Origin of the sequence: Lysinibacillus sphaericus (assembly GCF_015844675.1) — a bacterium.
Lineage (GTDB): Bacteria > Bacillota > Bacilli > Bacillales_A > Planococcaceae > Lysinibacillus > Lysinibacillus sphaericus_E.
On sequence record NZ_LDGC01000029.1, the window covers coordinates 40365 to 52668 of the forward strand.

13 protein-coding genes are annotated in these 12304 nt (G+C 35.1%); 5 read left to right on the forward strand and 8 right to left on the reverse strand.

The window, feature by feature from the left end; translation table 11 throughout:
• Positions 1 to 205: 205 nt before the first annotated feature.
• Together ABE34_RS10135 and ABE34_RS10140 are read right to left on the reverse strand one after the other, a co-directional pair.
• Positions 206 to 1534 (reverse strand): MFS transporter, encoded by a 1329-nt coding sequence (locus ABE34_RS10135; RefSeq protein WP_197142231.1) that lies wholly within the window; start codon positions 1532 to 1534, stop codon positions 206 to 208.
• A gap of 158 nt (positions 1535 to 1692) precedes the next feature.
• The gene (locus ABE34_RS10140) at positions 1693 to 2010 is read right to left on the reverse strand and encodes a winged helix-turn-helix transcriptional regulator (RefSeq protein ID WP_197142233.1); all 318 of its coding nucleotides are present in this window, start codon (positions 2008 to 2010) and stop codon (positions 1693 to 1695) included.
• A gap of 158 nt (positions 2011 to 2168) precedes the next feature.
• On the opposite strand from ABE34_RS10140, the gene ABE34_RS10145 reads away from it, so the two are divergent.
• On the forward strand, positions 2169 to 2561 hold the full coding sequence (locus tag ABE34_RS10145; protein WP_197142234.1) for a DoxX family protein: 393 nt from the start codon (positions 2169 to 2171) through the stop codon (positions 2559 to 2561).
• 163 nt (positions 2562 to 2724) lie between these two features.
• Here the strand turns inward: ABE34_RS10145 and ABE34_RS10150 are convergent, their stop codons facing one another.
• From ABE34_RS10150 to ABE34_RS10160, 3 genes are all read right to left on the reverse strand, one after another.
• Positions 2725 to 3591: an NAD(P)-dependent oxidoreductase gene (locus ABE34_RS10150; RefSeq protein WP_197142236.1), complete on the reverse strand. Its 867-nt coding sequence runs from the start codon at positions 3589 to 3591 to the stop codon at positions 2725 to 2727.
• Positions 3592 to 3923: 332 nt separating this feature from the next.
• Positions 3924 to 4100 (reverse strand): aspartyl-phosphate phosphatase Spo0E family protein, encoded by a 177-nt coding sequence (locus ABE34_RS10155; RefSeq protein ID WP_197142238.1) that lies wholly within the window; start codon positions 4098 to 4100, stop codon positions 3924 to 3926.
• A gap of 92 nt (positions 4101 to 4192) precedes the next feature.
• Positions 4193 to 4381, reverse strand: a complete 189-nt coding sequence (locus ABE34_RS10160; RefSeq protein ID WP_197142240.1) for a hypothetical protein — start codon at positions 4379 to 4381, stop codon at positions 4193 to 4195.
• Between the two features lie 125 nt (positions 4382 to 4506).
• Between ABE34_RS10160 and ABE34_RS10165 the strand changes: the two genes are divergently transcribed.
• The 3 genes from ABE34_RS10165 to ABE34_RS10175 all read left to right on the forward strand — a co-directional run bounded on the left by ABE34_RS10165 (position 4507) and on the right by ABE34_RS10175 (position 6159).
• The gene (locus ABE34_RS10165) at positions 4507 to 4695 is read left to right on the forward strand and encodes a YkvS family protein (RefSeq protein WP_053483503.1); all 189 of its coding nucleotides are present in this window, start codon (positions 4507 to 4509) and stop codon (positions 4693 to 4695) included.
• A gap of 81 nt (positions 4696 to 4776) precedes the next feature.
• Positions 4777 to 5391, forward strand: a complete 615-nt coding sequence (locus tag ABE34_RS10170) for a CPBP family intramembrane glutamic endopeptidase (protein ID WP_197142242.1) — start codon at positions 4777 to 4779, stop codon at positions 5389 to 5391.
• 63 nt (positions 5392 to 5454) lie between these two features.
• The gene (locus tag ABE34_RS10175) at positions 5455 to 6159 is read left to right on the forward strand and encodes a hypothetical protein (protein ID WP_197142244.1); all 705 of its coding nucleotides are present in this window, start codon (positions 5455 to 5457) and stop codon (positions 6157 to 6159) included.
• A gap of 283 nt (positions 6160 to 6442) precedes the next feature.
• Here ABE34_RS10175 and ABE34_RS10180 read toward each other — a convergent pair whose 3' ends face one another.
• On the reverse strand, positions 6443 to 6889 hold the full coding sequence (locus tag ABE34_RS10180) for a MarR family winged helix-turn-helix transcriptional regulator (protein WP_197142246.1): 447 nt from the start codon (positions 6887 to 6889) through the stop codon (positions 6443 to 6445).
• 118 nt (positions 6890 to 7007) lie between these two features.
• Positions 7008 to 8483 carry a PAS domain-containing sensor histidine kinase gene (locus ABE34_RS10185; protein WP_197142248.1) on the reverse strand — a complete coding sequence of 492 codons (1476 nt, stop codon included), beginning with the start codon at positions 8481 to 8483 and terminating at the stop codon, positions 7008 to 7010.
• Positions 8484 to 8682: 199 nt separating this feature from the next.
• On the opposite strand from ABE34_RS10185, the gene ABE34_RS10190 reads away from it, so the two are divergent.
• Positions 8683 to 10422, forward strand: coding sequence for a B12-binding domain-containing radical SAM protein (locus ABE34_RS10190; protein WP_197142250.1), 1740 nt, complete (start codon positions 8683 to 8685; stop codon positions 10420 to 10422).
• A 525-nt stretch (positions 10423 to 10947) separates the two neighbouring features.
• Here ABE34_RS10190 and ABE34_RS10195 read toward each other — a convergent pair.
• Positions 10948 to 12303, reverse strand: a complete 1356-nt coding sequence (locus tag ABE34_RS10195) for a TrkH family potassium uptake protein (RefSeq protein WP_197142252.1) — start codon at positions 12301 to 12303, stop codon at positions 10948 to 10950.
• Position 12304 lies beyond the last annotated feature (1 nt).

The window sequence follows — 12304 nt, forward strand, 5'->3', positions numbered from 1 at the left end:
CCTTTCTATCCAACTTCTATTTATAATTCAATTGTATCATAGGCGATACATTTCTCCTACTTGCTTTTTCCAATTTTATCATCAGCATGGCTCGCCATCCATAACACGGGTGAAATACCATATAGGGAACAAAAAGCCAAATGGCTCACTAGACGCCCTCAGGAAAGCGTTCAGCCGGATATATATGGATTGCGTATATGTCGTCTTATCTAATATCATCCCCAACTTTTGAGCCATTGACTTTTAAATGTATCAATAGGCCAATTATCGTCATCACAATTAATGTCGATAACGCAACACGACTCGCTAGCGTTCCGTAATCTTTCATCCATAACGTAACGGTTCCGTATACTGCTGGCCCAATAATGGAGGATACTTTACCTGAAAATGCAAATAAGCCAAAAAACTGACCCCGTTTTTCTTCTGGAGACAATTCAATAATATATGTTCTAGATGTTACCCACATGGATCCTAGCGATACGCCAAACATACTACCTGCAAGCCAGAACATCCATTGCTCAGTCGCAAAAACAGCAAATGCTAAAGCAACGATCATTAATATTGCCACCATAGTTATTGCACGTTTGGCGCCGATTGCTTTTGTAATATAACCAAATGCAAAAGAGCCAATAATAGTTGACACCGTAGACACTAAATAAAGCACGACAAATTGACCTGAAGTAAAGCCTACGATTGTTGTTGCATATACAGCCATCATTGCAATAGTTGTTGCAATTGCATCATTTAAAAAGAAGTAAGCAATCATAAAGGTGAAAATAGCTTTATATTGCTTCATGTCCTTAAAGGTTTGAACAATTTCCTTATACCCATCTAAAAATTTAATAGGCTTTCGTTGAGACGCTGATATTGGTGTATCTTTATTAATAAAAAATAATGGCAAAGAAAATAATAAATATAAAATGGCAGTCGGAATAAATGCTCGATGGAAACCACTGTTTCCTACGTACAAATAAACAAGTAGTCCCAATATTGTACCAAGATACCCAATCGCTACCCCATAACCAGAAATAAGGGGCATTTCGTCTTTTGTCCCTAAATCACCCATCATGGAATCATAAAATACTAGACTGGAATTAAAGAAAAATTTTGCAATGATAAAACTAGCTACAACTAAAAACAAACTAAGTGGCACTCCTGAAAAATTTGTTGGCGACTGTAAATTCGCAAAAATCCCCATCATAAAAGTAAAGAAGATGGAAATAGATGCAAACCATACTATGAATCTCTTTTTATAGCCTGTTTGATCAATCCATACTCCAAAAAGTGGCGAAAAAAGAACGAGGAACAGGCTAGCAATCGCATTCGCATAAGAAATAAACGTGCTTGCCACCTGCTGCATTACCTCATTCGTCCCTAAAACCTCATCCATATAAAACGGGAAAAATATCGTATTAATATTTGAAGAAAATATTGTATTCGCAAAATCATAAAATGCCCACGACAAAATTGGCAATGATAAATAAAGTGCTAACTGACTCCGATGCTGCACGTCTACTGTTGAATTCCGCTTCATAAAACCCTCCTCCCCTTCTCTATACTATTAAATAAATTCCCTCATGTAATAAAAAATACCTTTTATTTAAAGAAAATTAATACTATTTACAATATACATTCACTTTTATTTTCATAATAAAAAAATATCCAAGCCCCCTCGCTTGGATATCCTTTTTACTATTCCTCTATATTCACCCACATAGAAGACCATTGTTCAATTGCTTTAAGGACCGGTGCAAGTGCATGTCCTTTTTCTGTTAGCTTGTATTCAATCACTACTGGTGTTGATGGAATAACTGTGCGCTCCACAATGTTCTCAATCTCTAACTCTTTTAATCTTTCCGTTAACACACGACTGCTAATACCCACTTTATTTTTTATCGTTGAGTATCGTTGAGGACCTTCCAATAACTGATAAATAAGCAGGGTGTTCCAGCTATGATTTAATATTTTTAGTGCTTTTTCAAATCGTGGACAAATTTTTTTTTGATCCAAATTTTCCTGCCTCCAATGTACTTTGTTCTTATATAACAGTATATCATTTTTTCGAAAATGATTTTCAAAAATAAAATTTAGTTACTTGACAAAAGTTGTTTTTAAAAATAAACTAAGTTACGAAATGTAAGCTAAAAACAAAAGGAGTTTATTTAACTATGCAAAATATCGGTTCAACTATTTTACGTGTGGTGCTTGGCATTATTTTTGCAACTCACGGTTTCCAAAAGTTTCAGGGAGGTATCGGCTTCACAGCTGATTATTTTGATGCCATTGGTATTCCAGGCTTCATGGCTTATATTGTAGCCATTATAGAACTAGTCGGTGGTGTAGCCATTATTTTAGGCTTAGGTACAAGACTTATCGGTGCTTTATTGACAGTAACAATGATCGTTGCTATTTTTACAGCGAAGCTTAGCGTTGGCTTTATCGGAGAAAACGGCTTAGCAGGATATGAATTAGATTTAGCTTTAGCGGCAATGGCTTTATACTTTGCACTTGCAGGGGCATCTAGTTTTTCTTTAGACGCAAAACTTTTTGATAAAGAGTAATTCTCGCCGTAGTTAACTATTTTCTTTGGTGTGTTGAATTCAACGGGTAAAGCCTACAAGCATGCTATGACCTGCTTTATATAAGAAAACCCGAAGTGCTCATCCTTCCTAAAGATGATACTTCGGGCTTTCTAAAAATTAAAATTCTTCGTTTTGTTCATCTTTAATGATAGGCCTTTAAAAGTGCCTGAGTACCATTTTCACCATAGCCCTCTTCTATTAGCCTTTCATACATATCATAAGCTAGTGTTAGACCTGGCAATGTAATCCCCATTTTTTTAGATTCATCCAATGCTATTTTCATATCCTTTACAAAATGCTTGATATAAAAGCCTGGTGCGTAATCTCCTTGGATCATACGAGGGGCTAAATTACTTAACGACCAAGAGCCTGCTGCACCAGACGAAATGGATTGCAATACTGTCGATAAATCAAGCCCAGCTTTTAAACCGTAAGCCAGTGACTCACACACACCAATCATTCCAGATGCAATAACGACCTGATTACACATTTTAGCATGCTGCCCTGCACCAGCTTCTCCTTGATAAACAATATTTTCACCGAAATGTTTCATAATTGGTAATACATTATTAAATGTAGCTTGGCTACCTCCAACCATAATTGATAATGTCCCATTTTGAGCGCCAATATCACCACCTGAAACAGGTGCATCCAGCGATTCTACTCCTAGTTTCTGAGCATGTTCGAAAATTTTCTTTGCTAATGTTGGCTCTGAAGTGGTCATATCAATAACGATATTGCCAGATTCAGCTGTTTGAAATAAACCGTTATCTCCAAAGTAAACTTCCTCTACGTCCGCAGGGTATCCAACCATCGTAAAGGCAATATCCTTATGTTTAAATGCTTCTGCTGGTGTACTTGCCCAAGTTGCACCTAACGCCAAGAGTGGCTCCGCTTTTTCCTTTGTGCGTGTAAAAACTGTTACCTCATGACCATTTTTTAATAAATGTTTTATAATACTCGCACCCATTACGCCTGTGCCGACAAATGCAATACCTTCTTTTCTCATATGTACATACTCCTTTGTGATCAAGGCCATGATTGATCTTTTTAAATTGATCAACCGTTAGCACTTATTCTTATTCTAAGTGTAGTTTAATAAGTGCGATAATTCAAACTTCTCTTATTAACTTGTACTAAAAACTTTATACGCTGCATATATACGAGTAATTCAAATTCACCTCGGCGTTATGAAGACAAAAAAAAGAGAGCAGTAGATGGGGTATCACTGCTCTAAAGGGGAAATGAGAATGTTGCTGTGTTCAAAATTAGTATTCCCCACCAAATGCTTTTTAAACATATTATTTAAAAAGTTTATACTCTGAATACTGGAACATTCTTTCAATCTTCTTGACGCTCTTCTTCTTCAAATGTTGTCTGTCTATAATAAGTATTCATTAACTGATCTAATCTGCGACTCAGTTGAATGGTTGTCGCATTTTGTAACCCGTTCTCTACACCTGAGCGAATCATCATCTCACGAGTTTGTTCCATTTGTTTCAAGAGTAGATTGACCATTCATATAACCCTCCACACACAAATAATCATACCATTATTATACATTTATATTTCATTTCTTACAGCATTAACTTACGACAATGTTCGACAAATCAGCTTCTTGGAATTTCTTGATAAGTATAAATTACGCGTCCATTTTGTTTGGCCTCACCTCTATAATGTTTAAATAAAGGATGTTTTACTAGCACTTCTCGGAACTCATAAAATTGTTCCTTTTCTATCTCTATACTTTTTATTTCCCCGTTTTGTAATTGTTTAAGCATATTTTCGTATTTTTCCATTTTTTTTATTCCTCTCTTCTTTAGAATTCTGTGTAATTAATTATGAATTATTCAAAAAAGGCTTTACGTTTTCCATTTTTTCATGCAAACTGTATATTATTAGTCGATGAAGGAGCTGACTGTCTGTGAAAATAGCTGAAGTTGGAAATATTATCGAGTTTAAAGACGGCTTACAAGGTATAGTCGAAAAAGTAAATGAAAATTCGGTGATCGTTGATTTAACATACATGGAGAATTTCGATTCCCTTGAAATTGAAGAAAAGACGGTCGTCAACCATAAACGTTACAAAATTTTATATACAAATGAAGCTTAATAGTCTGAATAGTCCCTATTTGTCTTTATAGATGATAAGGGACTTTTTTTTTGATAAAATTAAAAGCATGGAGGTCGAATAATGCTTACAAATTCGAAACAAACAATAATATGGCTCCTTTCTTTATTATTCGTTTATGGCATGCTTGCTTTTACCTTTGCTAACCAAGCTGTATTTTGGTACCTATATGCATTTACTTTACTTGTATGTATTGCCATTGCCATTTTAACTGGTAAAATTGAAGATCAGTTACCGACATGGAAATTTTTACTTTTCGGTATTGGATACGGTACAATAACATACGGTATTATACGCTTTGGCTATTGGCTTGCACCATATATTAATGGTTCATTGGTACAATCAGTACAAAAGTTTTTAGCAAATTATGGACCACAGACTATTTGGCACTATATATTACTTGTATTCATTGTTGCTATTGGTGAAGAGCTCTTTTGGCGTGGCTATGTTCAACAACAGCTGAAACGTTTTATGAGACCTACTTTAGCAGTCATTGTAACAGCGATTTTAAGTGCAATCTCTATTGCAATAAGCGGCTTTATGCTTGGTATGATTGCTGCACTTGTAACCGGCATTATTTGGGGCTTGTTATATGAATGGCGTAAGAGTATGCCACTTGTTATTGTATCCCATGTAGTCTTTGTACTGCTCTTATTTTTAGTGTTACCTTTAACATAATAGCATTAAAATTTGGAAACATTTTCTCTTTACCAACGTTTAATAATAAAAGGAGGGCTTTTCATGCAAAAAAAATTAATTTCTCTACCTGCATTATTTCTAACAGCCATTTTAGTCGTAGGATGTAACACTTCTGATAAAACAGAGGATTCTGATGTTCAAAAAAATGAGCCATCAAATACTGAACAACAGCAAAAACCATCTACTGAGGATAAAACTGTAAATGACTCAGAAGAAACGCCTGCAAATGAAACAGATAAAGATACTACAGACAAAACAGACACTACAGATAGTGCAAATGCTCCGAAACAAGAAGTTAACTATGTACAAAAAGGCAAAGAAAAAACTGAAACAGCAAGCGAATCGAAAAGTGCTGATCAAGGCTATAAAATGCAACAACTACCTGGATTTAAACTTTCTCAAGAAGAACCTGGTAAAGACATGTTAATTTCTAACGAAAATGCCGAAGTATTCATGCGTATCGAAGATGTTTCACAATCAAGCTATGATGAAGTAAAAACATCTATGCAAGACTATATGAATGCTGTTGGTGCACCAACAGCTTTATCTTCTGAGGATCTAGCTGCATTTAAGGGTATTAAAAACATTGAAGGTTATGTTGTAAATTTTGTTGATGACAAAGAAAAAGTAATTGGCGTTGTTTTTGAAAAAGATGGTTTAATTATTAAATTAACTATTCACGATAACGAAGAACTAGATTTAACTGATGCTATGTTTAAAATGGCAGCAACTATTTCTAAAAAATAATGATTCAGAAAAGACTGTAGACAAACTTGTTTGCTCTACAGTCTTTTTGTTATTTTTAATACGGTTTATATCATAGCGTGAGGCTCATTTCCCTTCCGATTGGTCGGATTGGTGCCAGGGGCGGCTAGGAGCGTTTACAAGGGCGTTTACGCAGGACAGGATACTTTTAGTCGCTCGCTCCATTCCCTTTTCTATGACGTTAATCTCCAAGTTCTCTCCCTAACAGTTATGAGCCTTTTGTTCAACACAAAAAGTTGCCTCAAATTCATTGAGACAACCCTTTTTAATAAGACAAATCCTTAATAGACAGTCCTAATTTTTTTAATAAAGTGATAGCTTGATCTTTTTCTTCAATAGATAGCACACTCAACAATTCATGTAAATGCTGTTCATGCTTTGGAAATAGTTCCGCCATAAATGCTTCACCTTTGTCCGTAATTTCTGCATACGTAACACGGCGATCAGAAGGACATGAAACACGTAATAAATATCCTCTTTTTTCAAGTTTGTCAATGACATACGTAATAGACCCACTAGCAAGCAAAATTTTATTGCCAATTTGCTGTAATGGTTGTCTTCCTTTATGATAAAGAAGCTCTAAAACGGCAAATTCAGTAGGATTTAGTCCATTCTCTTGAAAAAATTGTTGGGTTGTCTCATTAATGGCTTTATGTGCACGTGATAATACGATATATAATTTTAATGATTGCTTTATATCTTCTGACGTCATATCCTTTTCCTTTCAATTCGCTTTTATACATGCCATTATAGCGATATTAGAAAAGCATTGTCAAAAGCATTATTTGATTTTAAGCCGCATATGGCGTTTACGGTACAAATTGACTCTTTTATGTTACTAAATAAGCAGAGTCTTTCGTGGATACATCCATTGTGTCCACCTGATTAAATGAGTAAATAGGGAATTGTAAGTGGAAGCATGTCCCCTTTTGTAATTCACTACTCACACCTATTACACCTTCATGCTCTTCAATCACCTTTTTCACGAAAGCAAGACCTAGTCCTGTCCCTGCTGATTTCGTCGTGTAAAAAGGCTGGAATAAGTTTTGAAGGGTAGCACCGTCCATGCCGACACCTTCGTCTTTAATCTTTAATTCAACAATTGCACAGTCAGCAGTCATTTCTACTGTGATCGTTCCACCATTATTCATGGATTCCATCGCATTTTTAATAAGATTCATGAATACTTGCTTTAAGCGATTCTCATTGCCACCAATGTATACTTGTGTAGAAGGAGAAATGTATTGAATCATAATATTTTTCATAAGCGCATCTGGAAGCATAAATTCAATCACTTGCTTCACAATGTTATTTAGCTCTAATAATTCTACTTTCATACTTGTTGGCTTGGACAATACTAAAAGCTCGGATAAAATTTGTTCCATACGTTGAAGTTCACTATCGATGACAGATAAATACATACTGGACTCTTCATCAGCATTTAACTTTAATAATTCGGTGAAGCCCTTTAAAGAAGTTAATGGATTACGGATTTCATGGGCGATACTTGCGGCCATTTGACCGACAACATTTAAAGCTTGCTGATGTTCAACTTTATGTTGAAGTTGTTTCTTTTCTGTTTCATCATTAATGACTGTGACAATAATATTGTTGTATTCATCATAAATACTTGAAATTTCATAATAGCAAGGGGTAATAACTTGCGTTTCATCGACTACATGAATATTTGCATGCTTTTCACCCATCAGTTTAGAAAGGTATGAAGTAATTTGGCCTTTCTTAAGTATAAAAGTATCAAAGATGTGCTGGTGTGCTTTATGAAGAAGCTGAGATTTTTCTATTTTTAAATACATCTCAGCATACTTATTTAGCCCAAGAATAATCCCGCTAGCGTCACTTATAATAACAGCGTATGGTAAGTGATCATAAGCATGGAAAGATTGTGATCTCTCTTGCTCTTGGCTAACATATAATTCATGAGCTATGTCATTATTTAATGTTGAAATTTGCGCAACGATTTCTTCTGTGTTCGGATCATAAAAACATTTGAAAGACATCATTTCAAACTCATTACTAGCTGTTTGAATATTGAAGATTTCTTCTGATCTCAAATCACTTTGTAATTGTTTAACGAATTTTGCCCAATTTAAATTAGAGGACTCGTCCATTGTTAAATAACCTATATACGATGAATTGAGGTTAAACAGTTTAATTGCAGCCTCATTCATGTTTAAAATTTTACCTACTTTATTAAGAATAAGTGTTGGTGACGAAGTACTTGTCATAAGATTTCCAAAACATTGATTAATATCATTTTGCTTCAACTTTCTCACCGAACCTTTCAATAGAGTAAAAAACCCCTTATTCGAATTTTGAGCCTTTACTATACTTTATGACTGCACGATTCTATTATTACAAAATTTAGTAAATTTAAGTATTTAAAATTATTTCACGAACTGTTCACAAAATAAATAGGCAAAAAGGATTATATTGTTTGACAGCTACTTGACTGTTACAATTAGAAATTGAAAGGAAGATTATTTCATGAATACTATTTTAACTACTTTAAACGCAAAGTATATTCACACAAATTTAGCACTGCGTTATTTAAAAGGTGCTGCTTTACCAGAATTTAATCCGATCATTGCAGAATATACAATTAAAGATCCTGCTTTTAATATTGTATCAGATTTATTCCAAAAAAAACCTGATATTGTAGGATTCAGCTGCTATATTTGGAATATTGAAGAAACTATCCACGTCATCAAAATGTTAAAAACTGTCTGCCCAAATGTTAAAATTTTGCTCGGCGGACCTGAAGTTTCTTACGATTCCCACCATTGGTTACGTAGAATTGAAGAGGTTGATTTCATTGTTATGGGTGAAGGTGAAACTTCCTTTAAACAATTACTACGCCATTTGCATGGAGAAATTGCATTAGAGGATGTTCCAGGGATTTGCTACTTAGAGGATGGTAAAGTACGAATTCACGCACAAGCACCCAAAATTGATTTACGTGAATTGCCAAGTCCATTTCGTTTCGAGGAGGACCTCCCTCATCTAAGCAAACGAATCCAATATATTGAAACAAGTCGCGGCTGTCCATTTAGTTGTCAATTTTGTTTATCTTCTATTGAAGTAGGGGTTCGTTATTTTAACCGAGAGAAAATAAAAGAAGATATTCGATTCTTGATGGACAACGGTGCACGTACTATCAAATTTGTTGACCGTACATTTAATATAAGCCGCAGCTATGCGATGGAAATGTTCCAGTTTTTAATCGATGAACATAAGCCAGGGGTTGTATTCCAATTTGAAATTACCGCTGATATTATGCGTCCTGAGGTTATCCAGTTTTTAAATGATAACGCACCAAAAGGTCTTTTCCGTTTTGAAATCGGTGTTCAATCAACGAACGATTTAACAAATACTCTCGTGAAGCGCCGTCAAAACTTTGAAAAACTAACACGTACAGTGACAATGGTCAAAGAAGGTGGAAAGATTGATCAGCATTTAGACTTAATCGCTGGTTTACCAGAGGAGGATTATGCAAGCTTCCGTCAAACCTTTAATGACGTTTTCGCAATGCGCCCAGAAGAATTACAGCTTGGATTCCTTAAGCTTCTGCGTGGTACAGGCCTTCGTCTAGAGGCTGAAAAATTTGGCTATACGTATGTGGACCAATCACCTTACGAGATTTTCTCTAATAATGTCTTAACATTTGATGATATCGTGCGCATTAAACATGCAGAGGACGTGCTTGAGAAATACTGGAACGATCACCGTATGGATCATACGATTGAATATTTAGTAACTGAAGTGTTTGAAACACCATTTGATTTCTTCCAAAACTTCGGTACTTATTGGGAAACTAAAGGTTGGTCTCGTATCGGACATCAGCTTGAGGATTTATTCCTTCGTTTATTAATGTTTTTAGAAACTGTTGAAGGTACTGATTTAACTATCATTCAAAGCCTAATGCAACTAGATTATTTAATGGCTCAACAGTTCCAGCCGCGTAAATTATGGTGGAAGGAGCGTCCTACAGAGGAGCAACAAAAAGCACTTTATACGGCATTACGCGAAAACCCTGCCATCGCAGGAGAGCCATTTGCCAACTTCAATCTATCCGAAAAAGAATTGTTTAAACATACGCTCATTATTCCGCATTACATTGATTACCAAAATTTTTCAAAAGGCAAAATTGTACAAAAAAATGGCTATCTTTTAACTTACTTCCGTCACGGTCAAGCACCATACTTTGCAACAATCGACTCTTTATAATAAGAAACGCTAGTCCATTCATTAAATTTAGGACTAGCGTTTTTTTCATCCATTAAAAACTCTTAAATTTTTAAGCAGCCTTTAAATTAAAACCATATAATTACATTTTCATCAAATCCATGGCAATCAAAAAAATAGCTTTATTACACTTAACAGACGTTCTTTTCGGCATTACTATTATCCTAAAAAAGCTTAGTTCGAAAATATCAATGCGTCGATACCTATTTATTGGAAATATTACCTATTAAATAGTCGCAACAACCAGGAAAAAACAATTTAAAATTTTTCGACAATTGTGTGTCAACAGCAATTTCTTGTCAATTACGCAATCTAAATCCCTCTTTATGAATAGATTTTCTACTAAGATAACCTTTATAATCTCGTTCAATAAACTTATTGGTAACCGGAAAATAGTACGGAAATAAAAAAAGAGCTAAATTAGCTCTTTTTTATTTCAATCTTAGTTGTAGGGGGCTATTCCAGTATTGAATCCCATAAAAGTCATTCATATCAATGGTCTAGTACTTACCCGATAATTACTCGTTCCTTAGGATAGTGATAACTTGATTTTTTGCCTCTACCACCACCACCAAGAGTGTAAAGGAAGGAGATTAAACCGACACGACCAACGAACATTAAAATCATAATGATAATTTTACCAAACGCCGATAAATCAGAGGTAATCCCTAAAGACATCCCACACGTTCCGAACGCTGATGTAATTTCAAAAATTATTTGAATCAATGATGCGTGTGGTTCAGTAATGAGTAACATAATTGTCGCGACTAATACCATAAAGAATGCCAATAAAATAACAACAAACGAGCGGAATACATCGATTAAATGTATTTCACGTCCGAATACTTGAATATCCTCTCTTCCTCGTGAAAAGGTAATTAGGAATAGAATGGCCATGGCAAACGTTGTTGTACGTATCCCTCCACCAACTGAACTTGGCGAAGAACCAATAAACATTAAAAAGCTCATAAAAATATCTGTCGCTTCACTAAAGGTTGTGACATCGTACGTCGTCAGTCCAGCTGATCGTGTTGAAACAGAATGGAACATTGCTGAAAACAGCGCTTCATGCCAAGACATTCCCTTAAAGGAATGGAATGATTCAAGCAATAAAATAACGAGAGCCCCTACCACAAATAAAATTGCATATGTAGAAGTTGTTATTTTTGTAAATAAACTAAAGCGGAAATTTGCATGTCGATGAAGTAAAAACGATTTCACTTCAATTAATACTGGGAAGCCTATCGCGCCTAGCACGATTAATAACATCGTTATTATTTGCACAAAGTAATCGTTATGAAACGGTAATAAACTCATGCCTGTAATATCAAAACCACCATTTGTAGTAGCAGAAACGGAGGCAAAAACACCATGAATCAACGCTTCTTCGAAAGTATCGAAATAGTTTGTAAAGTGCAACGTTAAAATAAACGCACCCATCACTTCAATACCTATTAATATTTTCAATATTTCGCGAATTAATTGGACAACCCCTGACAAATTGTATTGATTATGGTCAATCATAATCAACTGACGCTCACGCATACCTATTTTTTTCCCAACTAGTAACCATACAAAGGTACCAAGTGACATAATACCAATTGCGCCAAGTTGTAAAATGACAAGTACCATCACGAGGCCAAATGTTGTGTAGCTTTCAGATATATCGAATGTTGTTAAACCCGTTACACTAACTGCACTTACAGCCGTAAACAAGCTATCTAATAATGAAACGTGTACACCTTCTTGATGAACGCCTGGTAGCCGTAGTAACAGGAAGGAAATCGCTATAGCTATAAAATAATAAGAGACAAGCACCTGAAAAGGTGTAACAAGTCTATTTTTTGATCTTTTCCAGGGCACG